This window comes from Acinetobacter sp. Z1 (assembly GCF_024296945.1).
Taxonomy (GTDB): Bacteria; Pseudomonadota; Gammaproteobacteria; order Pseudomonadales; family Moraxellaceae; genus Acinetobacter; species Acinetobacter beijerinckii.
The window spans coordinates 2,988,092-3,012,066 of sequence record NZ_CP101115.1; the positions used below are offsets into that span (position 1 = coordinate 2,988,092).

The 23,975-nt window shown below is 39.7% G+C and carries 24 protein-coding genes; 15 read left to right on the top strand and 9 right to left on the bottom strand.

The window, feature by feature from the left end; genetic code table 11:
- The first annotated feature begins 119 nt into the window (after positions 1-119).
- The 9 genes from leuS to NGC85_RS14120 all read left to right on the top strand — a co-directional run bounded on the left by leuS (position 120) and on the right by NGC85_RS14120 (position 13,029).
- Positions 120-2,744, top strand: a complete 2,625-nt coding sequence (leuS, locus tag NGC85_RS14080) for a leucine--tRNA ligase (RefSeq protein WP_254731989.1) — start codon at positions 120-122, stop codon at positions 2,742-2,744.
- 211 nt (positions 2,745-2,955) lie between these two features.
- On the top strand, positions 2,956-3,465 hold the full coding sequence (lptE, locus tag NGC85_RS14085; RefSeq protein WP_005051468.1) for an LPS assembly lipoprotein LptE: 510 nt from the start codon (positions 2,956-2,958) through the stop codon (positions 3,463-3,465).
- Positions 3,466-3,474: 9 nt separating this feature from the next.
- Positions 3,475-4,470: a DNA polymerase III subunit delta gene (holA, locus tag NGC85_RS14090; protein ID WP_254732001.1), complete on the top strand. Its 996-nt coding sequence runs from the start codon at positions 3,475-3,477 to the stop codon at positions 4,468-4,470.
- Positions 4,471-4,507: 37 nt separating this feature from the next.
- Complete coding sequence (locus NGC85_RS14095) at positions 4,508-5,338, top strand: Sir2 family NAD-dependent protein deacetylase (RefSeq protein ID WP_254732003.1); 831 nt, start codon at positions 4,508-4,510, stop codon at positions 5,336-5,338.
- A 109-nt stretch (positions 5,339-5,447) separates the two neighbouring features.
- The gene (locus tag NGC85_RS14100) at positions 5,448-6,785 is read left to right on the top strand and encodes a MacA family efflux pump subunit (protein ID WP_254732004.1); all 1,338 of its coding nucleotides are present in this window, start codon (positions 5,448-5,450) and stop codon (positions 6,783-6,785) included.
- A 1-nt stretch (position 6,786) separates the two neighbouring features.
- Positions 6,787-8,778, top strand: coding sequence for a MacB family efflux pump subunit (locus tag NGC85_RS14105; protein WP_005059540.1), 1,992 nt, complete (start codon positions 6,787-6,789; stop codon positions 8,776-8,778).
- Between the two features lie 274 nt (positions 8,779-9,052).
- Positions 9,053-10,453, top strand: coding sequence for an efflux transporter outer membrane subunit (locus NGC85_RS14110; RefSeq protein WP_254732005.1), 1,401 nt, complete (start codon positions 9,053-9,055; stop codon positions 10,451-10,453).
- A 308-nt stretch (positions 10,454-10,761) separates the two neighbouring features.
- Entirely contained in the window at positions 10,762-11,403 is a 642-nt protein-coding gene (locus NGC85_RS14115) for a hypothetical protein (RefSeq protein WP_254732007.1), read from the top strand.
- An 18-nt stretch (positions 11,404-11,421) separates the two neighbouring features.
- On the top strand, positions 11,422-13,029 hold the full coding sequence (locus NGC85_RS14120; protein ID WP_254732009.1) for a hypothetical protein: 1,608 nt from the start codon (positions 11,422-11,424) through the stop codon (positions 13,027-13,029).
- A gap of 127 nt (positions 13,030-13,156) precedes the next feature.
- On the opposite strand, the gene NGC85_RS14125 is transcribed toward NGC85_RS14120, so the two are convergent.
- From NGC85_RS14125 to orn, 3 genes are all read right to left on the bottom strand, one after another.
- Positions 13,157-13,960, bottom strand: coding sequence for an enoyl-ACP reductase (locus tag NGC85_RS14125; protein WP_254732011.1), 804 nt, complete (start codon positions 13,958-13,960; stop codon positions 13,157-13,159).
- 137 nt (positions 13,961-14,097) lie between these two features.
- Entirely contained in the window at positions 14,098-14,832 is a 735-nt protein-coding gene (locus NGC85_RS14130) for a Bax inhibitor-1/YccA family protein (RefSeq protein WP_254732013.1), read from the bottom strand.
- Between the two features lie 131 nt (positions 14,833-14,963).
- Positions 14,964-15,518, bottom strand: coding sequence for an oligoribonuclease (gene orn / locus NGC85_RS14135; RefSeq protein ID WP_169109105.1), 555 nt, complete (start codon positions 15,516-15,518; stop codon positions 14,964-14,966).
- 124 nt (positions 15,519-15,642) lie between these two features.
- Between orn and rsgA the strand changes: the two genes are divergently transcribed.
- The 4 genes from rsgA to secB all read left to right on the top strand — a co-directional run bounded on the left by rsgA (position 15,643) and on the right by secB (position 17,971).
- Entirely contained in the window at positions 15,643-16,701 is a 1,059-nt protein-coding gene (gene rsgA, locus NGC85_RS14140) for a ribosome small subunit-dependent GTPase A (RefSeq protein WP_254732015.1), read from the top strand.
- Positions 16,702-16,795: 94 nt separating this feature from the next.
- On the top strand, positions 16,796-17,212 hold the full coding sequence (locus NGC85_RS14145; protein ID WP_005051446.1) for a rhodanese-like domain-containing protein: 417 nt from the start codon (positions 16,796-16,798) through the stop codon (positions 17,210-17,212).
- Between the two features lie 12 nt (positions 17,213-17,224).
- A complete protein-coding gene (gene grxC, locus NGC85_RS14150; RefSeq protein WP_005051444.1) occupies positions 17,225-17,485 on the top strand; it encodes a glutaredoxin 3 in 261 nt (86 codons plus the stop codon).
- Positions 17,486-17,512: 27 nt separating this feature from the next.
- Positions 17,513-17,971: a protein-export chaperone SecB gene (gene secB / locus NGC85_RS14155; protein WP_005051442.1), complete on the top strand. Its 459-nt coding sequence runs from the start codon at positions 17,513-17,515 to the stop codon at positions 17,969-17,971.
- Positions 17,972-18,029: 58 nt separating this feature from the next.
- Here the strand turns inward: secB and NGC85_RS14160 are convergent, their stop codons facing one another.
- The 5 genes from NGC85_RS14160 to NGC85_RS14180 all read right to left on the bottom strand — a co-directional run bounded on the left by NGC85_RS14160 (position 18,030) and on the right by NGC85_RS14180 (position 21,031).
- Positions 18,030-18,638, bottom strand: coding sequence for an alpha-ketoglutarate-dependent dioxygenase AlkB (locus NGC85_RS14160; protein WP_254732017.1), 609 nt, complete (start codon positions 18,636-18,638; stop codon positions 18,030-18,032).
- Complete coding sequence (locus tag NGC85_RS14165; protein ID WP_169109103.1) at positions 18,625-18,870, bottom strand: Ada metal-binding domain-containing protein; 246 nt, start codon at positions 18,868-18,870, stop codon at positions 18,625-18,627. The genes NGC85_RS14160 and NGC85_RS14165 overlap by 14 nt, the downstream gene beginning before the upstream one ends.
- Before the next feature lie 4 nt (positions 18,871-18,874).
- Positions 18,875-19,612 carry a 2OG-Fe(II) oxygenase gene (locus tag NGC85_RS14170; RefSeq protein ID WP_254732019.1) on the bottom strand — a complete coding sequence of 246 codons (738 nt, stop codon included), beginning with the start codon at positions 19,610-19,612 and terminating at the stop codon, positions 18,875-18,877.
- A complete protein-coding gene (locus NGC85_RS14175) occupies positions 19,599-20,441 on the bottom strand; it encodes a methylated-DNA--[protein]-cysteine S-methyltransferase (protein ID WP_254732021.1) in 843 nt (280 codons plus the stop codon). The genes NGC85_RS14170 and NGC85_RS14175 overlap by 14 nt, the downstream gene beginning before the upstream one ends.
- 212 nt (positions 20,442-20,653) lie before the next feature.
- Entirely contained in the window at positions 20,654-21,031 is a 378-nt protein-coding gene (locus NGC85_RS14180; protein WP_254732023.1) for a cytochrome b562, read from the bottom strand.
- A gap of 297 nt (positions 21,032-21,328) precedes the next feature.
- Here NGC85_RS14180 and NGC85_RS14185 point away from each other — a divergent pair, with 297 nt between their 5' ends.
- The gene (locus NGC85_RS14185) at positions 21,329-21,820 is read left to right on the top strand and encodes a hydrolase (RefSeq protein WP_254732025.1); all 492 of its coding nucleotides are present in this window, start codon (positions 21,329-21,331) and stop codon (positions 21,818-21,820) included.
- Between the two features lie 16 nt (positions 21,821-21,836).
- On the opposite strand, the gene coaBC is transcribed toward NGC85_RS14185, so the two are convergent.
- Positions 21,837-23,093: a bifunctional phosphopantothenoylcysteine decarboxylase/phosphopantothenate--cysteine ligase CoaBC gene (coaBC, locus tag NGC85_RS14190; RefSeq protein WP_169109099.1), complete on the bottom strand. Its 1,257-nt coding sequence runs from the start codon at positions 23,091-23,093 to the stop codon at positions 21,837-21,839.
- Between the two features lie 110 nt (positions 23,094-23,203).
- Here coaBC and radC point away from each other — a divergent pair, with 110 nt between their 5' ends.
- On the top strand, positions 23,204-23,944 hold the full coding sequence (gene radC, locus NGC85_RS14195; protein WP_005059570.1) for a DNA repair protein RadC: 741 nt from the start codon (positions 23,204-23,206) through the stop codon (positions 23,942-23,944).
- Positions 23,945-23,975: the final 31 nt, after the last annotated feature.

The window sequence follows — 23,975 nt, forward strand, 5'->3', positions numbered from 1 at the left end:
AGGTGGTTGCATGACCACCTTGAAGATAAAATCCTCAGCTAAAAACTGACATTCGCCCCTATTTTGCGCTATGCTGTGCGGCAATCTTAACTTTAATTTTTGTTGTATCGCATATCCCTATGACGACTTCTCACATTGACTCCGAATATCAAGCAAGTGCCATTGAGCCTCAAGTTCAACAAGACTGGGACAATCGCAAAGTTTTCAAAGTTGCAGACACTGTAGAGGGCAAGCATCGCTATATCCTATCGATGTTCCCCTATCCAAGTGGCAAACTGCATATGGGGCATGTGCGTAACTACACCATTGGTGATGTGATCAGCCGTTTTTATCGTTTAAAAGGTGAAACGGTATTACAACCAATGGGTTGGGATGCGTTTGGTTTACCTGCTGAAAATGCAGCAATAGCCCATCAAGTTGCACCTGCAAAATGGACTTTTGAAAATATTGCCTACATGCGTGACCAATTAAAAAAATTGGGCTTGTCTGTGGATTGGGATCGCGAATTTGCGACCTGTACACCAGAATACTATCACTGGGAACAATGGTTATTTGTCCAGCTCTATAAGAAAGGCTTGATCTATCGTAAGCTTTCAACCGTAAACTGGGACCCAGTTGACCAAACTGTACTTGCGAATGAACAAGTTGAAAATGGTCGTGGTTGGCGTTCAGGTGCATTGGTTGAAAAACGTGATATCCCAATGTACTACTTCCGCATTACCGACTATGCACAAGAATTATTAGACGATTTGGACACCTTGAAAGACGGCTGGCCGCAACAAGTCTTGACCATGCAACGTAATTGGATTGGTCGTTCTACAGGGATGGATATTACTTTCCCTTCTGCAAATACTGAAATTTATGCTGATAGTTTAACTGTTTATACCACACGTGCTGATACCTTAATGGGTGTGACCTATGTTGCGGTTGCAGCAGAACATCCAATGGCACTTAAAGCAGCAGAAAATAATCCTGAACTTGCGGCATTTATTGAAGAGTGCCGTATGGGTTCTGTTGCAGAAGCTGACTTGGCAGTTGCTGAAAAGAAAGGTATGGCAACTGGCTTATATGTGAAGCACCCAGTGACAGGTGAAGACCTCCCTGTTTGGATCGCAAACTATGTATTGATGTCATATGGATCAGGCGCAGTGATGGCTGTTCCTGCACATGACGAACGTGATTTTGAATTTGCTAACAAATTCAATTTAGCCATCAAGCAAGTGATTGATGCCAAAGGTGCTGATGATGCTGAATACTCTTCTGCTGAATGGCAAGAATGGTATGGCTCTAAAGAAGGCAAACTGGTTAATTCAGGCGAATTTGATGGTTTAAATTTCCAAGCCGCTTTTGATGCGTTCCTTGCTAAATTAGAACCACAAGCCTTGGCAAATTCTAAAGTTCAATTCCGTTTACGTGATTGGGGTGTTTCTCGTCAGCGTTACTGGGGTTGTCCAATTCCAATGATCAACTGTAATAGTTGTGGTCAAGTGCCAGTACCAGAAGATCAATTACCTGTGGTATTACCGACTGATGTGGTTCCAGATGGTTCTGGTAACCCATTGAACAAAATGCCTGAATTCTATGAAACCAAATGTCCAAGCTGTGGTGGCGATGCTCGTCGTGAAACAGATACCTTGGATACCTTTGTAGAATCATCTTGGTACTATGCTCGCTACGCATCTCCAGACTTTACTGGCGGTATGGTGAAACCTGAAGCGGCGCAAAGCTGGCTTCCTGTGAACCAATATATCGGTGGCGTTGAACATGCAATTTTGCACTTACTTTATGCACGTTTCTTCCATAAGTTGATGCGTGATGAAGGCGTGGTACAAGGTAATGAGCCATTCACCAACTTGTTAACACAAGGCATGGTATTGGCTGATACTTTCTACCGCGAAGCAGAGAATGGCAAGAAAACTTGGTTTAACCCTGCTGACATAGAATTAGAGCGTGACGATAAAGGTCGTATCCTTTCTGCGAAATACTCAGGTGATGGTCAGGAAGTTGTGATTGGCGGACAAGAGAAAATGTCTAAGTCAAAAAACAACGGTATCGACCCACAAGCGATTATTGACCAGTACGGTGCGGATACTGCACGTGTATTCATGATGTTTGCTGCGCCACCTGATCAATCATTAGAATGGTCAGATGCAGGTGTTGAAGGGGCTAATCGCTTCTTGAAACGTGTCTGGCGGTTGACTACTGGCTTCTTGGAAAAAGGCAATCAATCGACTGCAATTGATACAGCAAATCTTTCTAAAGATGCACAAGATTTACGTCGTAAAACCCATGAAACCATCCAAAAAGTCGGTGATGACATTGAGCGTCGTCATGCTTTTAATACCTCTATTGCAGCATTGATGGAATTACTCAATGCCAGCAATAAGTTCGAAGCAAAAGATGACAACGATGTGGCTGTGGCACGTGAAGCAATTACCACTTTATTGACGTTACTTGCGCCATTTGCACCACATTTAAGTCAAACACTTTTGGCGCAGTTTAGTATTGATATTAATACGACGCTGTTCCCTCAAGTAGATGAGTCAGCGTTAACGCGTAATACGCAAACGATTGTTGTACAAGTGAATGGTAAACTTCGTGGTAAATTAGATGTCGCAGTTGATATCTCTAAAGATGAGTTATTGTCTTTGGCAAAAGCATTACCAGAAGTGCAACAATTCTTGACTGGTCCAACCAAAAAAGAAATTGTCGTACCAAATAAACTTGTTAATTTAGTGGTTTAATTTTCTGCTTAAACTCCCTCTCCTCTCTGGAGAGGCCTAGGGAGAGGTTATTAGCCTCATCCTAACCCCTCTTTAAAAAAGAGGGGAATTAAAAGCAATAAACAAAACCTCATCAAAGCCCGCTGTTATTCAACGGGCTTTGATTCTAAAATGTGGTCAATTTATCAAGATTAAATCTTCCATATTTGTTGGAATATCATAAGGACAAAGCATGCATTTAGTTCAACGTGTTGCAGCAGTTGTATTAACTTTAGGTCTAAGTGCAGGCTTAGTCGGCTGTGGCTTTCATTTAAAAGGCACTAACCCAACCGCTGCACCACTGGTCTACAATAAACTCACCTTGGTGATGCCTGATAATACCGATGAGTTAGAAAATCAACTGAGTATTTATCTCGGCGCAACAGGGGTACAACTGAGTAACGCCAATGATGCTTATGTACTCCGTGTTTTGGATTACACCCCTCGCCGCCAGCTACTCAATGGTAAATTGACGGAAGTGTTATTACGTTTGACTGTGACTTTCCAAATTGAAGATCGTCAAGGAAAGAAAATTACAGAACCTCGTACGTTAACGGCTTCTCGTACCTATCAATACGACGTGGCAACAGTTAACACTGACAATCAACAAGAAGCTTATTTAAACCGTATTGTAATTGATGATGTCGCACAACAAATTACCCGTCAAATCGCAGCCAATCGCTTACCTAAAGCTCAGCCATAAACCTTAATTATGAAACTAGATTATGTTCAAGCCTTAAAACGCATTGAAGAAGCTCGCGGTGCATGGATCATGCATGGTCAAGAGCCGTTGCTTGAACAAAATCTGCTAGATGCGTTTCGTAAAAGCTGGCAGCAGCAAGAGGTTGAGCGTCAGCGGTATGACATCAATAGCGTAAATGACTGGAAAAATGTCTTTAATGCGCTGAACAGTTTGTCATTGTTTTCACAACAACTGGCAATTGAAGTACATGGCAATATCAAACCAGATGCCAATGGCTTAAAACAACTAAAAAGCTATATCCAGCATAATGAACATAATCTCTTGCTGATTGTTTTACCGAAACAGGACAGCAATAGTTTAAAGTCGGCATTCTTTCAAGTGATCGAAGCCAATGGAGTTGTCGTTGCATTAACGGCGACATATCCACAAGATCGACAACGTATTTTAAATATTGAAGCAGAAAAGCTCGGAATCCAGTTGAATAATGATGCATGGCAATGGCTAATGCAGCATCATGAACACAACCTACTTGCAGCCAAAAACAGTTTGATGCGAGTTGCGGATACTTTTCCAGATATTCAACAGATTCAGATCGAACAGCTTTATGCTTGTTTACAAGATCAATCACGCTATACCACGTATGATTTAAGTGATGCTCTACTGGCAGGAAATCTAGCGCAATCTGTGAAAATCTATCAATATCTAATTGCAGCGGGTGAACCTGATAGCTTGATTTTATGGACGCTAAACAAAGAAATGCGTTTGCTGATGCAGTTATTTGAGCAACCACACAACGCGATTCAACTTGGCATTTGGAAAACTAAAGTTTCTCAATATCAACAAGCTTTACGTCGTTTGAATCCAAGACAATTTTTAACATGGTCTGATTTATTATTGCGTATTGATGCTGCGATCAAAGGCATGTCTAAAGAAAATTCTGAACATTTAATGCTACAAGCTTTAGCTGAACTCTGTGGCAAAAGTTTATTCACGCCATCTGTATAGAACATGAACTTAAGGCTAAACATAAAACGATGCGCCTATGTCCTTTCATTTAACCCAAAATCAAATTGAGCAGATCAAATCCATTTTCAAAGGTGCTGATAGCCTATTGATTAGTGCTGGTGCAGGTATGGGGGTTGATTCAGGCTTGCCTGATTTTCGCGGCAATCAAGGTATGTGGCAAGCTTATCCTGAACTAGGCAAACAACAAATTGATTTTACTGAAATTGCCAACCCGAATGCTTTTAAACAGCATCCTGACTTGGCTTGGGGATTTTACGGACATCGTCTAAAACTTTATCGCCAAACGTTGCCGCATCAAGGTTTCCATTTACTTAAACAACTCTCAAAACAACTGGCATTACCTTATTTTGTATTTACTTCAAATGTGGATGGGCAGTTTCAAAAAGCAGGCTTCGATCCTGATCGAATTTATGAATGTCATGGTTCAATTCATCATCTGCAATGTCTGAAAACCTGCACACTAACCATTTGGTCTGCTGAAGAATTACAACCTAAAATTGATACGCAACAATGCCAGTGGCTAGGACAACAACCTCAATGTCCGAATTGTGGCGGGTTAGCACGACCAAATATTTTAATGTTCAATGATATGACATGGTTAAGTCATCAGCACGATCAGCAAGCAAACCGTTTACAAGCCTTTTTAAAGCGGCATCATCACCCTATCATCATTGAAATCGGTGCAGGTACAGCCATTCCGACCGTACGTTATTTCAGTGAGCGGTTTGCACCGCATTTGATCCGAATCAATCCAAGAGAATATGGATTACCGAAGCAAGGTGGTGTCGCTTTGGCAACTCAAGCTCAAGTAGGAATACAAAGTATTTATCAGATTTTTATCGATTAACCCATTCACAAAATAGCAAACAATCCGCATTCTAGATAAAAAATATTCACGCTTTATCCTTATTTCACTTCTATACTAGGCTCAGTTTCTTAATTTTTGACCTGTCGCCATGCAAAAAAAAACGTCTAAAAAAATTCAGCCTCGCAAAATAATTATGATCGCTATCGGAGTACTGATTATTACAGTACTTGGATGGATGTTTTTTAAACCTAAAGCAGAAACACCGCAATACATCAGTGCCGAAGTTTCTCGTGGTGATATCGAAAACTCAGTATTGGCAACGGGTGTGCTTGAAGCAACCAAAATGGTCAGTGTCGGTGCTCAGGTTTCTGGTCAAGTCAAAAAAATGTATGTGCAATTAGGCGATCAAGTTAAGCAAGGTCAATTGATCGCACAAATTGATTCCATTCGTCAAGAGAATGATTTAAAAACGGCGGAAGCCAACATTAAAAATCAACAAGCGCAACTTGCAGTACAGCAAGCAAATTTAGCGAAAGTAGAAGCTGAATATAAGCGTCAACAAGCAATGTTTAGCCAAGATGCAACCTCACGAGCAGAACTTGAAACAGCTTTAGCAAACTATAAAACTGCACAAGCTCAAATCAATGCAATTAATGCACAAATTGAGCAATCACGTTTAACACTTGCAACAGCAAAAGAAGATTTAGGCTATACCCGTATTGTTGCACCTATGAACGGTACGATTGTGGCAATTGTAACGGAAGAAGGTCAAACGGTTAACGCAAATCAAACTGCTCCGACAATCGTTAAGTTAGCAACCTTAGATACCATGACCATTAAAGCTCAAATTTCTGAAGCCGATGTCATGAAAGTTGAAAAAGGACAAACCGTTTATTTCACGACTTTAGGCAATAGTGAGAAAAAGCATTACGCTACTTTACGCCAAGTTGAACCTGCACCTGAATCGATCAATACTGAAAATTCATCAACCAACTCATCATCATCTTCAACTGCGATTTACTACAACGCTTTATTCGACGTACCAAATGAAGATGGCAAACTGCGTATTGATATGACTGCACAAGTTTATATTGTCCTAGCAGAAGCTAAAAATGCACTGACGATTCCTTCGGCAGCGATTCAAACCCAACGTGGGAATCGTAAAGAGCGCCCAAGTAATGCGAATAAGTCAACTGAACAATCAAAAACAAACGATGCTAATAATGCGGAACGACCAAAACGTCTAGACCTAAATGAGCAAGACAAAGCACTGATTGCACAAGGTAAGGCATCAACAGGTATGGTTCGTGTATTACAGGCCGATGGCACTGCACAGCCTCAACCTGTGTTGATTGGCTTAAACAACCGAGTGACTGCACAAGTGCTTAAAGGTTTAAAACAAGGCGATCAAGTGGTAATTGCTGATGCATCAGATAGTTCAAATGAATCTGCAAAACGAAGTAATCAACGTGCGATGAGAATGTAATATGACTCAAGATCAAAGACACTCATCACAACCATTACTTGAGGTCACAGACCTCACCCGTGAATTTCCTGCGGGTGAAGGAACAGTACAAATCCTCAAAGGAATTAACTTAAAGATTTATGCAGGTGAACTGGTTGCCATTGTTGGGCAGTCAGGCTCTGGTAAATCAACCTTAATGAATATTTTAGGTTGTTTAGATAAACCTACCGCTGGTAGCTATTTGGTCAGTGGTCGTGAAACGCGCCAACTGGAACCTGATGAACTGGCGCAATTACGTCGCGAATATTTTGGCTTTATTTTCCAACGCTATCATTTACTGGGTGATTTAAGCGCCTCAGGTAATGTGGAGGTTCCTGCAATTTATGCAGGTGTAGAGAGCAGCCGTCGACAAGAACGCTCTGCTGAATTACTGTCAGAATTGGGACTTGAAGAACGTTTACACCATCGACCAAGCCAACTCTCAGGTGGTCAGCAACAACGTGTTTCTATCGCTCGTGCTTTGATGAATGGCGGTGATGTCATTTTAGCCGATGAACCCACAGGCGCATTGGATAAAAATAGTGGTGTTGAAGTCATGCGTATTTTGCGTGAGCTAAATGCCAAAGGTCACACCATCATTCTAGTTACCCATGATCTTAATGTCGCTAAAAACGCAACACGCATCATTGAGATTAGTGATGGTAATATTATTTCAGACCGCGAAAACATCCCTGAGAATAATGATGCAACTCTAGAACATCAAACCCTACAACGCACAACTCAAAAGAAAACCTCGGCTTGGCGATCTTTCTTTGATCGTCTTGGTGAAGCATTTCGTATGGCATTGCTTGCCATGAATGCGCATCGAATGCGTACCTTTTTGACTATGCTTGGCATTATCATCGGGATTGCATCAGTTGTATCTGTTGTTGCACTTGGTAATGGTTCGCAGAAACAAATCTTAGAGAATATTAGTAGTTTGGGTACGAATACCATCACGGTTTATCAAGGTCGAGGATTTGGTGATAATTCAAGGGCATCACAGACCAAAACTTTAGTTCCTGCTGATGCAGATGCACTTGCTGAGCAACCTTATGTCGATGGTGTCAGCCCATCGGTCAATACCAATTTGACGTTACGATATAAAGAAACTGAGGCTTCAGCCACCATCAACGGTGTCAGTAATGATTTCTTCTATGTCCGAGGCATGACGTTTAAATCAGGGCAACCCTTTGATAAAGAAAGCGTGACTCAACGTACTCAAGACGTAGTGATTGATACCAATACTGAAAAAACCTTCTTCGCAGATGGGACTAATCCAGTTGGACAAGTGTTGTTGTTAGGCAGTGTTCCAAGCCGAATTATTGGTGTGATTGATGCGCAACAAGGCTTTATGGGAAGCTCAGACAGTTTAAATGTCTACCTTCCCTATTCCACAGTCATGAGCCGTATGTTAGGTCAATCCAATGTTCGAAGCATTATTGTGCGTATTAAGGATACCTATCCAAGCAGCGCGGCTGAGAATGCAATTTTAACTTTGCTTGAACAACGTCATGGTGCGCAAGATGTGTTTACCCAAAACTCAGACAGTATCCGTGAAACTATCCAACAGACTACGGCAACCATGACACTATTGATCTCAGCGATCGCGGTGATTTCACTGGTTGTTGGCGGTATTGGTGTGATGAATATTATGTTGGTATCGGTGACTGAACGTACCCAAGAAATTGGTGTTCGTATGGCAGTAGGCGCTCGACAAAGTGATATTTTGCAGCAATTCCTGATCGAAGCCATTTTGGTCTGTTTACTCGGTGGAGTACTGGGTGTGTTGCTTTCATTGGGTATTGGACAAATTATTGGGCACTTCGCCAAAGGCATTATTGAAATGAGTTATTCAACCACATCCATTGTTGCTGCCTTTGTCTGCTCAAGCTTAATCGGTATTGTATTTGGCTTCTTACCTGCCAGAAATGCAGCTCAGCTCGATCCAGTAGCAGCTTTAGCGAGAGAATAACTAGCAAAAATTGATCTCAGAAATAAGATACTCGGGAATGTCATCCGCAACCTGCGTGGTATCAACAAGATATTATTTCTGCGAGAAGTTAGATAAATGAAAAAATAGAACAGGTTTTGCGGATGACGATGGTTTTGCCTACTTTTCCCGAAATGAGAAACATTGTTTCGTAAGGTAGGTCGAGCCGAAGGCTTAAACTGAAAATGGATGAGAACTCGATAAGACACTGTCTCGATGATCACACTCTTTCAAATTATTAAGGGAATGACGATCAATGTTATTCAAACAACATAAAATCGCACTTGCACTATGCCTCAGCACATCATTAGCGGGTTGTTCTGCTGTAGTCAAAACACCTTACAATGCACCCGCCGTACAAGTGCCACAGCAGTTCCAATACGATGCACAAAAAAATAAAAATGTGAATCTAACCGATCAATGGTGGACGCTATTTAATGATGCTCAGCTCAATCAATTGGTTGACCAAGTTCTAGCTAAAAATAATGATCTGATTGTTGCGGGTATCACGTTAAAACAAGCACGCTTACAAGCAGGTTTGGCTGAGAACCAACAAGGCATACGTACCAATTCAAGTGTTTCAACTGGTTATAATTATGATCTACGTTCAGGTGATGGATCAGATCGTGGTTTATCAACCAGTGTTGGTGTAAGCTATGAGCTCGACTTATTTGGTAAGCTCGCCAATCAAACTGAAGCGAGTCGTTGGGAAGCTTTAGCAAGTGCGCAAGACTTACAAGCTACTGCTCAAAGTTTAATTGCGACGACAGCGAAACTGTACTGGCAATTGGGCTATTTAAATGAACGCTACCAAACTATTCAGCAGAATCTAGCCTCTACTCAAAAAATTTATTCTTTGGTGCAATCACAGTATAAAGCAGGTGCGGTTTCAGGTTTAGATTTAACCCAAGCTGAACAATCAGTTCAAAGTCAAAAAGCCAGTCTGAGTCAAATTGAGCAACAGCGAGTCGAAGCACGTACTGCCATTGCGGTATTGCTGCATCAACCTATTCAGCAATTGAATATTCAAGAGCCGAAACAGCTACCACGAAATGCTTTACCAAATATCGCTGTAGGTTTACCTGCGGATATTTTATCGCGTCGTCCAGACTTACAAGCTTCAGAATTGCGCCTACGCAAAACTTTAGCCACTAAAGATGCAACTAAAGCAAGTTACTACCCATCGATTAATCTTACCGGTAGTTTAGGTTCTTCGAGTACCTCACTCACTCAATTATTGAAGAATCCTGCTTTGACATTGGGGGCGAGCCTAAGCCTGCCTTTTCTGCAATATAATGATATGAAAAAGAATATTGAAATCAGTGATCTTGAATATGAGAAAGCGATTACACAGTATCGTCAAACTTTATATCAAGCCTTTGCAGATGTTGAAAATGCTTTGTCAAATCGAACGCAACTGAATCAACAAGTACAGTTACAGCAACGTAATGTCGAGTTAGCAGATAAAACCGAACGTTTAACTGAAGTGCGTTATCGCAATGGTGCGATTGCATTAAAGAATTTACTGGATGCTCAAGAGACCACACGCAATGCACGACTCAGCTTAGTTGAAACCAAGCAGAATCAATACAATGCGTATGTGACATTAATGCAAGCACTTGGCGGAAGTCCTGTGAAAGAACTGCCAAAACAATAGCTCTAGCGCTATTGTTTTGCGCGCTTATTCTTTCACTAGATCTGGATTATTCTGGATCTGTTGAATACGTTTAATCTTGTCCTGATCATCAAAAACAACTTCATACGAAAGTTGCTGACCATTGAAATACATCTCGGTTGGAGAACCAATGATTTCCCATAGTTTTTTATTGACGCAAATATTGCTGTTTTATATGCTGGCTAAAATACAATAAGTTATAATATCTTTTAGTTATATGATGGATTCAATGCACAACTCTCATTGGCCATTCAAATTTAAAATTACTGATTAAAATAAGAGGGATAAATATGTGGGGCAAAGTATTAGCTGGTGTAGCTGTTGGTGTTGGTGCTGTTGCTGCTGCACCATTTACTGGTGGTGGGTCGTTATTAGGAGGAGCATCCTTGATCGCCTCACTCTCAGGTGCAGGAACTATCGCAGCCGCAGTAGGGGCCGGTACCGTAGGAGGAGTTGTTGGTGCAGCTGTGGCAGACAGTGATGAAAAGAAAATGAAACAGGCAAAAGATGAAGGAAGAGCTGAGGGGCTGGCTGAAAATAATGTGCAGATAGAAAAGCTTTCTAACAAGCTTTCTCAAGCACTTGAGAAACTCAAGTCTCATGATGAGCATTTCAAGGCTATTATTGCCATGGAAGCTGTTGGGGTCTCTTGCGCGGCGTGCGATGGTGACTTCTCTGATAAAGAGCGAGAAGAAATTGGTGAGTTTGTCAAAGGAATGATTGCTCAGAGCATTCCAAAAGATGTAAAAGAAAAAATCCAAGATATTTATGACAATCCACCTACTGTTAAAGAAGCATTCTTGCTGGCAAAAGACTCTGGTATGTCTTTAGATGTCTATGAAGATTTAATTAGGTTTGTAATGGAAATAGATGGCATAAAGCCAGAAGAAGAGGCGTTTGTTAAGGCTTGGAATCAGCTTAAAGCGGCATAAGCCATGGAGTAATAAATAATGAGTAGCAGAATTGATCGTTTCAAAAAAAGAAAAGAAATAATAAAGAAAAATCAGTCTCTGCCGTTCGTTCGTGGCGTTACTGATCAAGAACTTGTCGACAATCTTCTTCGCCAAGACATAGATAGTGATCGTGTGACAAGCCTTGATTATTCAACTGATCTTAACGTTTCCGTAGAGGTAAATGCCGCGGAGGTCGAGACTTTGCTTTCTGAACTTAGAGCCTCATTCCACAAAGACAGATTGGAACAGCTCGTAGATGAAACGAAGCGCGGCGTCATATCATCAATTGCAGGTCCATTTGGACTTGGAAAAATAATAAGTGCTTATGACAAAGCGGGCGGAAATGTAACAACAATAAACAACGCAAATAATGGTGTTTATGCTAAAGACGAGGACTCTTATAGAAGAGAGGACTATACCCATAGCAAAAATAGTGAAGGAAAGCAGTTTGCTAATGCCGGAAAAAACAGCTCAGGCGCTATCTATACCCGTTCTCAAATGGATGAGAATAATATGGTGCAAGATGCTTATACTGGGAAAATGGCAAAAGCAGATACTACAAGTCCAGATCATATAGAGTCGTTATCTCAACACCATAAAAATGGCGGCTTTATGCAAACGTCAGTACAAAAAGCTGACTTTGCGACGGATGAAGATAACCTTGCACTAACAGATCGTTCAATAAATCAATCAATGAGGGATTTTAATAAAGAAGAGTGGATGTCAAAGAAGAGTGAATCTGGAATTGAAAATAAAGAGCGATTTAATATAGATGAGCAGAAACTAAAGGAGAAGATCCAGCAAGGCAAAGAAACTTCGGCGAAACATTTGCCAAATAATATAGATAAAGTAAAATATTATCTTAAAAACTCAGCTACCACAGGCGTAAACGAAGGCGCAAAAATGGGTGCACAACAAGCATTTGGTTATCTTTTGATAGAGTTTTTTTCAGGTGCAATTGTTGAAATAAAAGATGCATACAATAAAGGGCTTGAAGGCGATAGTTTATATAAGGACATCAAGATTCGTTTGATTCGCATTGGCCGAAACATTACAGATAAATGGAAAGGAGTGATAAAAAGTTTCTCAGCTGGTTTTATATCAGGCTTTATATCAAACCTGATTACAACGCTCTTAAATATGTTTGTAACTACAGCTAAGCGCTTTGTTAGGATGATCAGAGAAGGGGTATTTTCCCTTTTAAAAGCGTTGAAGCTCATTCTTTTCCCTTCACCTGATATGAGTTTTTCCGAGACAATGCATGAGGCTATGAAGCTAATTGCAGCTGGGGGAATTGTTGTTGCTGGTGTAGCACTTGAAGAAATCATTGAAAAACTTATTCTAGGCGTGCCATTCCTAGTGCCACTTGCTCCTGTTGTAACAGCGGTAATTGTTGGATCGCTAACCGCTATTACAATATCTTTGATCGCTTATTTAATAGATAAAATGGATATTCTTGGAGTTATAAAAGCTCAGGAAACAAGATTCATATTGGATAATCTTAATAAAGATATCAATGAAAAATTACAACGATGTGAAAGTATTTCCCAAGAAATAGATAAACTTCTTAGTCCAAACTCATTCTTATTGATGCAAAGCATTTGACAAGATTTTACGGTGAAATTTTCCTAAAGTCGCTTTTAAAACGTAATAGAGATGTTATTTCACCTCCCTCATCCCAAAATAAAGCCGCTATCAAAGCGGCTTTATTAAATAATTTAGATTAATCTAATTATTCATCATCCATCATTGACTGGCTCATACCTACAGTATTGAAACCACCATCGACATACATGATTTCACCTGTGATACCTGAAGCCCATGGTGAGCAAAGGAACAATGCCGCATTCCCCACTTCTTCAATCGTCACATTACGTTGTAATGGAGCGATTTTTTCATTGGCATCTAACATTTTACGGAATGATTTAATCCCTGAAGCAGCCAAAGTGCGGATTGGACCCGCAGAGATCGCATTCACACGAATCCCCTCTTTACCCAAACTTAATGCTAAATAACGCACACCCGCTTCCAAAGATGCTTTTGCCATGCCCATCACGTTATAGTTTGGCATCACACGCTCAGAACCTTGATAAGTCAAAGTCAATAAACAACCTTGGCGTACTTGTAACAATGGTTTAGCAGCACGCGCCATCGCAATAAAGCTATAAGCGCTAATGTCATGTGCAATTTTAAAACCGTCACGATCCGTCACGTCTGTAAAATCACCATCAAGCGTATGTGCTGGTGCAAAACCAATAGAATGCACAACACCGTCTAAGCCATCCCAATGTTTTGCCAACTCAATAAAGGTATTATCAATTTCTTGGTCAATCGCAACATCACAAGGAAAAACCAAAGTTGAACCAAACTGTGCTGCAAAATCATCAACACGCTTTTTCAGCTTTTCATTTGGATAAGTAAACGCTAATTCTGCACCTTCACGGTGTAAAGCCGATGCGATACCAAAAGCAATTGATAATTTACTTGCTATACCGGCAATTAAAAAACGCTTACCAGCTAAAAGTCCTTGTGACATCTTATTCTCACTCGAAAAATTTTCACCACATCATGCCAATATTCCGTCTGTTGCGGAATTGCAAAATCCACCTTTTTTACAATCTTGCATAAAAAATCGCCTGATGACAGGCGATTTAAAGTTCAACTTACTCGAATTTAATCATCGCCTTGAATTAAGCTCAATAAACGTAAGAACGAATAGTACATCCAAACCAGTGTTGCAAGTAACGCAATCGCACACACCCATTCAAATGCTTTTGGCGCACCTTGTGCTGTTGCATTCTCAATTAAATCAAAATCTAAAATCAGATTCAGTGATGCAATCACAGCCACAAATGCAGCAAATGCAATCCCCAACCAATTGCTTTCAAAAATATAAGGAATACTTGAACTGAAAGCCAAACTTAAAACAATTTGCACGACAAAAACTAAAGCAATCGCAATCGATGCCGAAATAACAACAGCTTTAAACTTCTCAGTGGCACGAATCACCTGAAATTTGTACAGTGCAAATAAAACCAACGTCGTAACAAAGGTAGCAAGTAACGCTTGTAACGGTACGCCAGGAAATTTCAGTTGGAAGATAAAAGAAACTCCACCTAGAAATGCACCCTCAAATAAAGCATAAGGAATCGCTAAAGCAGGTGCAGTATTTGATTTAAACGTGGTGATTAATGCAAGGATCAAGCCGCCAACTGCACCCACAATTGTTGCAGCATAAGCAATTGAAATATTTGCAGTGATCGCACAATAAAGAAAAAGTGCTATACCCAATACCGCAGCAATGACAGTCAATAAAACTGACTTTTGAATTGCACCCTGAATCGTCATGGGTTCAGCTAAATCACTATAGGTTTCCACTCGAGTTAAAATTGGATTATTACTTTGCATATATGCTCTCTTTTTATAGTTAACAATCAAAAGCTGAGTTTAAGTTATTTTTTAATCAAGCCCAATATTTTTTTACATTCATTAAAAAAGGAGCTTGTTTTAGCTCCTTTGATATCTATCAGATATGACGTTTAATCATTCATGATAAAAAAGTATTGACGATAATATTTCAATTCAGCAATCGAATCACGAATGTCATCCATTGCCAAATGTGAAGCATTTTTCTTTAAACCACTCATAATTTCAGGTCTCCAACGTTTAGCCAACTCTTTGACTGAAGAAACATCCAAATTACGGTAATGGAAGAATTGCTCCAACTCAGGCATTAAGCGATGCAAGAAACGGCGATCTTGGCAAATCGAGTTACCGCACATTGGTGAAGATTTTGGATTCACCCATTTTTTTAAGAATTCGATTGTTTGCTGTTCAGCATCTTGAGCCGTTAATTTACTACGACGTACACGTTCAATCAGACCTGATTGACCATGTTGCTTAGTATTCCACTCATCCATTGCATTTAAAATAACATCAGATTGATGTACTGCCAGCACAGGACCTTCAGCTAGTATATTAAGATTATCGTCTGTAATAATTGTTGCGATTTCAATAATCTTGTCGTTATCGGTATCCAGACCTGTCATTTCAAGGTCGATCCAAATTAATCGTGTATCTGGGGTACTGCTCATAGATGGCAATTCTAAAGTGCTTAAAAACATCAATAGTAGCAAATTTATTACATCTTGGCTGTAATTCTATAGCGGCTTCATGCTATTTTTGCGATCTTCAACCTGTGGATTTTTTGGGACATGAATGGCTTTAATTCGTAAGCGTCGTTTAACTGAGCAACAGCAGCGTCGTATTGAGAAACAGCACAAATCTCGTCAAGACGACATTGACACATCACAAGATTTAGATGGACTGGTTGTTCAGCATTATGGTCGTCAACTCGAAGTACAAGCCTTGTCTGTACCTGATCAACATCCTGAAAAACCCCAAGTGGCCGAAGGTGAACCTGAACCATTCTGGAAACCAATTGAGATCGATAGTATTTGGCGTTGCCATACGCGGACTAACTTAGAATTATTGGTGACGGGTGATCGGGTCAAATGGCAAGCAGATCCGAATACAGGCTTAGGTATTATTACCGCGATCTATCCTAGACAGTCACTATTGACTCGTCCAGACCGCTATCACAAGGTAAAACCTGTGGCGGCAAACATTAGTTTGATCGTGATTGTTTTTGCGCCATTACCTGAACCCGCTCCAACATTGATTGACCGTTATCTAGTGGCCTGTGCCGATGCCAACATTCCCGCTTTGTTGGTTCTGAACAAATCGGACTTACTCACTGAAAATGATCCAATTTTAACCTTACTGAGTGAATATGAGTCGCTCGGTTATGAAACGCTCATTTGTCATTCACAAGGCGACTTATCGGCGCTTTCAGATCGTTTGGACAATGAAACTGTTGCCTTCGTTGGGCAATCAGGTGTTGGTAAAAGCTCATTGATCAATACCATTGTTCCTGATGCAGCACAGAAAACCAATATCATTTCAGAGAATTCTGCACTGGGTCAGCACACCACCACGTCTACTCGTTTGATTAAATTTGGAACAAACGGTGCGTTAATCGACTCCCCTGGAATTCGTGAATTTGGACTGTGGCATCTGAGTTTAGAGAAGGTACGTACCGGTTTTCCAGACATCGAAGCACATTTAGGGCTGTGTCAGTTCCGTAATTGCACCCACACGCATGAGAAAAATTGTGCGTTGAAACAAGCGGTTGATGCTGGTGAAATTTTAGCGCGACGTTTAGATAGTTATCTGCGCTTACTTGATGAAATTCAGGAAGCGCAGCAAAAAAGTTAATTTTCTTGGTCTATTGCCCTTGAACTAACATTTTTGATCACCATTGAGATAAGTTATACTCAGGATCAATTTTGATTTTAACTTTAGGTGACTTGTGGAACGCTGGTTAGAGTTTATGGGGAATCACCCCTTCTTATTTGGTGCGCTCGGCGTGTTAATCGTGTTGTTCTTTGTTTTAGAAGGACAACGCAACGGTCGTAAAATTTCACCACAATCTCTAGGTATTTTGGTCAAGGCAAAAAATGCCATCTTGATCGATTTACGTGATGCAAAAGATTTCCGTGATGGACACATCAGCGGTAGTCGCAACATTCCATATAGCCAAATCACAAGTCATGTAGATGAATTAAAAGCAAGTGATCGTCCATTGGTATTTATTTGTAACTTAGGACAAGTTGCTGGTTCAGCATTACAAAAAATTGGTCATGCTGATAGTTATCGTTTAGATGGCGGTATCAGTAACTGGAAAGCTCAAGGCTTACCTCTAGTTAAAAGTAAAACCAAAGCTTAAGGAGAGATGAAAATGACAACTGAAAACGTCACAATCTATTCAACGCTTTCTTGCCCATATTGCGTACGTGCAAAACAATTACTTGAACGTAAAGGCGTTGCTTTCAAAGAAATTAATCTTTCCAATGAAGCGCCAGAAGTTCGTATTGCATTAATGCAACGTACTAATCATCGTACAGTGCCTCAAATTTTTATCAAAGACCAATTTATTGGTGGTTTTGACCAACTTTATGCTTTAGAGCGTGAAGGCAAACTCGATCAATTATTAGCTTAACAACACTCCAAGATTTAAGGAAAAACAATGAGCGAAGAACAAGTTCAACCACAACTCGCATTAGAACGTATTTATACTAAAGATATTTCTTTTGAAGTTCCGGGTGCGCAAGTATTTACTAAACAATGGCAGCCAGAGCTGAACATCAATTTATCTTCTGCTGCTGAGAAAATTGATCCAACTCATTATGAAGTGTCTTTAAAAGTTGTGGTTCAAGCGAACAACGAAAATGAAACTGCGTTCATCGTTGATGTAACTCAATCAGGTATCTTCTTGGTTGACGGCGTAGAAGAAGATCGTCTTCCTTACATCTTAGGCGCTTATTGCCCAAATATCTTGTTCCCATTCTTACGCGAAGCGGTAAATGATTTAGTAACTAAAGGTAGTTTCCCACAATTGTTACTTACACCGATCAACTTTGATGCTGAATTTGAAGCAAATATGCAACGCTTACAATCAGATGCTGATGCGCAAGGTCAAGCATAATCGATTTAAGATTGCTGTGAAAAGGACTGGTTACAGTCCTTTTTTATTGCCTATTGATTTAAGTGACAATGGTTCGAAAGGTTAAATTAATTCGTGCTGTATTTATCTTCTTGGTTGGTGGTAAGCGATGCAACCAATAGCTTTGCGTCGTATCTTTCATCATTAATAAACTGCCATGCTCTAGATACAACTCAACTTTTTCTTTGGTTTGTTTATGTTTAAAAGCAAATCTACGCTCTGCGCCAAAGCTGAGTGAAGCGATTGCTCCATGCTTTTTCAGATCTGTTTCACCATCACTATGCCAAGCCATTCCCTCCTCACCAGTATGATAAAGATTGAGCAGACAAGAATTAAATGTTTCACCTGATAATCTTTCAACGATTGCTTTTAATTCAATCAATTCATCTGTCCACGGCAACGCATATTTATTGATATTGGAATAAGTATATTCAAAGCGTTGATCTCCATACCAAGCCACTTTGCGCTTAGTGATAATATTTCGACCAAAAATAATCGCCTGATCGTTTTCCCATTCGATACTGTGGAATAGCATCTCAAAATAATGATCAGCCTCCAAATGTGAAATGATTTTTCCGTAATAATTTACCGTACCATCATAAGGTAACTGATTTTGCTTTGGGTCAGCATCAATATCAAATAATTGCATCTTTCCATTTCTTATAAGCAGTTTTCATACAGTGCCCACAAGGTCGATATCCTTGGCTTATGGCTTCGTGCTCATTTGTAAAAAATACACGATTTATTTTCAGCATGCGCTTACCCGCGTTGCAAGTCAACGAACCGTAAATTTTAAGCTTACGATTTCCAGCAAAAATAATATCTCCATTTTTTAACTTTGCCTTTAAATCGAATTGTGTGAGATCAATATGTTGCCACATCAAATTAACTCACCGCATCATGGAAAATAATCCCTAAGCTATGCCGTTCACCTTGCAAAATAGGGCTGACACCATGTTTCATATTCACTCGATGATAGCCTCTACTTCCCCTTTCAGGTTTAAATTGAGTAGTAAAAATCAATAGATCACCTTGATTGGGTTGTAACACCATTACCTTAGACTGTGCCCGTGGATTTTGCTGCGTCATCACAAATTCACCACCTTTAAAATCAATATCTGGCTGATCCAAAACAATCACCAATTGCAGAGGAAAGTAAATTTCACCATAAATATCTTGGTGCAAAGTATTAAAACCATTTTTCTGATATTTCAAAATTAACGGTGTTGCTTTGGTTTGTTGATGTTGCTGGCACAGATTCAAAAATTCAATATGTGTATTTGGAAATGAATTGCCTAATCCTAAAACCTTGAACCAAGCGTTTGCCACTGGCACTAGTCTTGGATAAACCTCATGACGTATCTGTTCTATCAAGCTTGGTAAGGGGTAATTAAAATATTTATATTCGCCTAAACCAAATCGATAACGCTGCATATTTACGGTTTTGCGATATAAATCTGCTTGGCAATAAGCAGCTTTCAGCTCTCCACATTGTCGCTCTGAGAGAACTTGTTCAATCATGGCGTAGCCATGTTGATGTAATTGCTCACTGATTTGATTCCAATCCGCATTTTGAATACGGTCCGTCATATACTCCATTAGTGGGCATTCAACTTGAGACATAAGTTTGCACCCCCTCCCAACCAATGAGCGCGGTTTTACGAGTGATACCCCACTCATAGCCCCCTAATGCTCCCGTTGATTGAATCACACGATGACATGGAATTAAAAAGGCAATTGGATTACTGCCTATTGCTGTTCCGACAGCACGGGCAGCTTTAGGATGATCAATCGCTTTTGCTAATTGTCCATAGGTTGAAAGATGCCCCATTGGAATTTTAAGCAGACTTTGCCAAACTTTTAATTGAAACTCAGTGCCTTTTAAATGCAATTTGATTTCATTTAAAGGAGTTTCACCTTGTTGAAATAAACTTAAAGCTCTTTCTTGAAATAAGTCGCTCTGCTCATTAAAAGTAGCTTTCGGAAACTGTGATTTTAAGTGTGCCAAAGCATCGATTCGATTTTCTATAAATGTCAGTGCACAAATTCCCTTACCAGTAGAGGCAATCAACACTTCACCAAATAGCGTCTCAGAAAACTGATAAGAAATGATCAGTGTTTCACCACCATTTTTATATTCTGCTGGTGTCATTCCTTCAATTTGAATAAAGAGATCATGCAAGCGACTGGTACTTGAAAGCCCTGTTGCAAATGTTGCATCAAAAATACTACTCGAATCCTGTTTCAAAATCTTTTTTGCATATTCAATACTCATAAACTGCAAAAACTTTTTAGGACTCGTTCCAGCCCATTCAGTAAACAAACGTTGGAAATGCGCTGGGCTTAAATGGACAGAAGCGGCTATTTCTTCTAACTGTGGCTGTTGTTTAAAATTTTGCTGAATATAGTCAATTGCCTGTGCAATGCGCTCATAGTTTTGCTGAGAGGACATATCATCACCTCTAATCATTTATAAACTCACTGTAACAACTTCAGATTGATGTGAAAATCCGAATCATGCTGAGTTTTATTTTAGATTGAATACTCTACTCACAGAAAAAAGCTGCATCTATTCGATACAGCTTTTATAACGCTTAGATTTACTTGAGATGACTTTAGCTAGTTATAAAATGCTTCATAGCTACAATTTATAAATACTGATGATTAATGTGTGTAGTATTTATGACCTTGATCACGTAACTCAGCAATTTTCTTCCCTTGTTTTTTTGCCTCATCAAGCTTACCTGCTTGTACTAGCAATTTAGCTTTATCAATTTCAACAATAATTTGATCAAATAAAGCCGTTGAAGTTGATACTTTTTCAGTCGTATTTGGCGCTAATTTATATTGTCTTGAATGTGTTGCCGCAGCACGCATATTATTTAAAGCAGTCGTCGCAGCTTGTGGGTTATCCGCTTGGTTAAATGCTTTGTAGTTTTTACCAAGCACTTTCATATCATCGGATAAGCCCGCAGCCATCACATGACTGGTAAATGCAAAAGAAGACAACATAATAACGGTGGCTAAAGTTTTTTTAATCATCAGAATATCCTATAAAAACTGTGGCTATGATTCGTAAGTCATTAGCAGATAAATCGCCGCATGGCTCTAATTTATATACATGCTAAGTTGATTCAGCATACATAAAAAATGCAAAGCTTTGGTTGCATTTTGATAAAGAATTAAGCGCCATTAATCTTATTTTAGGATTAAAAAATGCTGCTTATTTTACGCATTTATCTATATCTTTAAATATCAAAAAATCTAGGAAGATTAGCCATGTCTTTTACTATTGCTTTATGATGTTGTTAACGTTAATCAAAACAAGAAAAAAAAGCTATGCCAGTAACTCCCTTACATTTAGGAATAGGTGCTTGTTATAAAGCTGTAGGACAGAAACGTTTTAGTTTTATGATTTTTGCAAGTACACAAGTTTTAATGGATATCGAACCGTTGTTGGGTTTGATCTATGGTTGGCCTTATCTACATATATTCACACACAATCTTATTGGAGCAACGCTTATAGGAAGCTTTGCCTTTGTTATAGGTAAACCAATAAGTCAGTGGGTATTACATACGGTTTTCAAATTTAGTGATTGGATGATTTCATGGAAAACTGCGGCTATCAGTGCTTATATCGGGAGTTATAGTCATATTTTCTTAGATGCTTTTATGCATCATGATGTCTACTTTTTCTATCCATTGATCTTGAAAAATCCACTACAGGGTCTCATCCCCTATTCGATTATTTTTTATAGTTGTATTATTAGTGCAGTTTTAGCAGGCTTATACTGGTTTTATCTGAATCAAAGAAAAAATAAAGGAGTGTAAAAACACTCCTCACTTTTTATAAGCGACGACGCAAGGCATCGGCAATCGACTCAACCAATTGCTGAGAAATCTCTTGTTTAGATGCTTTTTCTAACTCGCGTTTTTCCATGTGGTAAGACTGAGCAAAAAATACAATCATTGCATTCTCATCTGAAGCAAAACCGATATCAGGACGAGATACATCATTACACGCAATCATATCGAGTTTCTTAGCAACGAGTTTTCCTGCTGCATATTCTTCAACATTTTGCGTTTCAGCCGCAAACCCCACCATAAATGGGCGTTGCTGTTGTTGTGCAATTGTCGCAACGATGTCAGGATTTTTTACCAAGGAAACGGCTAACTCATCGCCTGCTTTTTTAATCTTATGCTCAGCAACTTGGGCAACGCGATAATCTGCAACAGCAGCTGTCGCAATAAAAATATCGCAGCCCTGTTCAAGCTGATTCATACTGACATCTAGCATTTGCATGGCTGATTTTACGTTAATTCGATCTACACCATTTGGTGTATCTAAACTCACAGGTCCTGCGACTAATGTCACTTTGGCTCCTGCTGCATAACATGCTGCTGCTAAAGCAAAACCCATTTTTCCTGTACTATGATTTGAAATATAACGGACAGGATCAATTGCTTCACGCGTTGGACCCGCTGTAATCGTGACACGTTTGCCCGCCAACAAACCAAATTTCTCAGCTATCGCACGTTGCGCTTTGTGAAAATAAGCAGCCACTTGGCGCGCAATTTCTTCTGGTTCAGGCATACGCCCTAAACCAACATCACCGCATGCCTGCTCACCAGCATCAGGCATAATCACATGCACGCCATCTTCAACCAATGTTTGCAAATTACGTTGCGTGGCTTTTGCCGCCCACATCTGTTGGTTCATCGCAGGTGCAACCCAAACAGGTGCTTTGGTTGCTAAATATAAAGTACTCAGTAAATCATCTGCCAACCCATTTGCAAATTTTGCTAGTGTGTCACAGCTTGCTGGCGCAACTAAGACCAGATCAGCCCAACGTGCCAACTCAATATGCCCCATGCCTGCTTCTGCTTCAGGATCAAGTAATTCAGTATGTACTGGATTTCCAGACAAGGCTTGAAAGGTTAAGGGGGTAATAAATGCTTGTGCACCATGGGTCATCACCACACGGACATCGAAACCAAAATCTTTTAAACGGCGTACCAAAATGGCACTTTTATAGGCAGCAATACCGCCTGTAACCGCTAATATAATGTTTTTATTTGGAATAACACTTAGATCAAAGCTCACAAACAGGATACCTTACTGTTGCAGTGGCGCTCACAATAGCATTAAATATCGTCATACCCAAGCAGTGAGCTTGGAAAAATCATCATCATAAAAAAATTATGTGAATAAAAATGAATCAACCAATAAAACAATCCATCAAAGCATGGCCTGAACAAGAACGACCTAGAGAACGCTTATTAACTCAAGGTGCACAAAGTTTATCTGATGCAGAACTATTAGCGATTTTTCTCCGTTCAGGCTCCAAACAACATTCTGCTGTTGAGCTATCACGCATTCTCATTCAACATTTTGGTGGGCTAAATCCAATTTTTGATGCCTCATTAGAAGACTTATCTCAATTTAATGGCATCGCTTCTACTAAATATGCCCAACTGATGGCAGTCAAAGAGTTAGGTCGACGTTATTTGAATAATTATTTTCATCAACAACGACTATGCCTCGATCATTCTTCTCTGGTGCTTGATTATTTACGTTATGAACTACAAGGTGAAAAACAGGAAGTATTTGCAGTCCTCTGTTTAGATGCTGAACTCAGAAAATTACATTTCAAAAAACTCTTTTTCGGTTCACATCATTCCTGTGCTGTTTCATTAAATCAAACACTGAGATATGCCCTTCAACATCAAGCTTGCCAAATTGTGGTTGCGCACAATCATCCCTATGGCGTTGCACAACCTTCAAATGAAGATATTTATCTCACTCAACAGCTGAAACAAGCGTGTAAATTAGTTGAAATCAGTTTAATTGATCATTTTATTATTTCACCTGAAGGCTATTTTTCCTTTTCTGAACAACAACTACTCAACCCCATTAAAACCAAGCAATCTAGTCTTGACAAAGCACAAATCTAACCTGAACATCGACAGATAAAATTAAAGATTC

Bases quoted from the DNA above. Each gene is read 5' to 3' on its own strand.
- NGC85_RS14165 (WP_169109103.1), bottom strand. From the start codon at position 18,870: ATGTGGCAACATATTGATCTCACACAATTCGATTTAAAGGCAAAGTTA.
- NGC85_RS14100 (WP_254732004.1), top strand. From the start codon at position 5,448: ATGCAAAAAAAAACGTCTAAAAAAATTCAGCCTCGCAAAATAATTATG.
- radC (WP_005059570.1), top strand. From the start codon at position 23,204: ATGAATCAACCAATAAAACAATCCATCAAAGCATGGCCTGAACAAGAA.
- leuS (WP_254731989.1), top strand. From the start codon at position 120: ATGACGACTTCTCACATTGACTCCGAATATCAAGCAAGTGCCATTGAG.
- NGC85_RS14095 (WP_254732003.1), top strand. From the start codon at position 4,508: ATGTCCTTTCATTTAACCCAAAATCAAATTGAGCAGATCAAATCCATT.
- lptE (WP_005051468.1), top strand. From the start codon at position 2,956: ATGCATTTAGTTCAACGTGTTGCAGCAGTTGTATTAACTTTAGGTCTA.
- grxC (WP_005051444.1), top strand. From the start codon at position 17,225: ATGACAACTGAAAACGTCACAATCTATTCAACGCTTTCTTGCCCATAT.
- NGC85_RS14115 (WP_254732007.1), top strand. From the start codon at position 10,762: ATGTGGGGCAAAGTATTAGCTGGTGTAGCTGTTGGTGTTGGTGCTGTT.
- NGC85_RS14180 (WP_254732023.1), bottom strand. From the start codon at position 21,031: ATGATTAAAAAAACTTTAGCCACCGTTATTATGTTGTCTTCTTTTGCA.
- holA (WP_254732001.1), top strand. From the start codon at position 3,475: ATGAAACTAGATTATGTTCAAGCCTTAAAACGCATTGAAGAAGCTCGC.
- NGC85_RS14160 (WP_254732017.1), bottom strand. From the start codon at position 18,638: ATGCAATTATTTGATATTGATGCTGACCCAAAGCAAAATCAGTTACCT.
- NGC85_RS14105 (WP_005059540.1), top strand. From the start codon at position 6,787: ATGACTCAAGATCAAAGACACTCATCACAACCATTACTTGAGGTCACA.
- orn (WP_169109105.1), bottom strand. From the start codon at position 15,518: ATGAGCAGTACCCCAGATACACGATTAATTTGGATCGACCTTGAAATG.
- secB (WP_005051442.1), top strand. From the start codon at position 17,513: ATGAGCGAAGAACAAGTTCAACCACAACTCGCATTAGAACGTATTTAT.
- rsgA (WP_254732015.1), top strand. From the start codon at position 15,643: ATGGCTTTAATTCGTAAGCGTCGTTTAACTGAGCAACAGCAGCGTCGT.
- NGC85_RS14125 (WP_254732011.1), bottom strand. From the start codon at position 13,960: ATGTCACAAGGACTTTTAGCTGGTAAGCGTTTTTTAATTGCCGGTATA.
- NGC85_RS14130 (WP_254732013.1), bottom strand. From the start codon at position 14,832: ATGCAAAGTAATAATCCAATTTTAACTCGAGTGGAAACCTATAGTGAT.
- NGC85_RS14185 (WP_254732025.1), top strand. From the start codon at position 21,329: ATGCCAGTAACTCCCTTACATTTAGGAATAGGTGCTTGTTATAAAGCT.
- NGC85_RS14175 (WP_254732021.1), bottom strand. From the start codon at position 20,441: ATGTCCTCTCAGCAAAACTATGAGCGCATTGCACAGGCAATTGACTAT.
- NGC85_RS14170 (WP_254732019.1), bottom strand. From the start codon at position 19,612: ATGTCTCAAGTTGAATGCCCACTAATGGAGTATATGACGGACCGTATT.
- NGC85_RS14110 (WP_254732005.1), top strand. From the start codon at position 9,053: ATGTTATTCAAACAACATAAAATCGCACTTGCACTATGCCTCAGCACA.
- NGC85_RS14120 (WP_254732009.1), top strand. From the start codon at position 11,422: ATGAGTAGCAGAATTGATCGTTTCAAAAAAAGAAAAGAAATAATAAAG.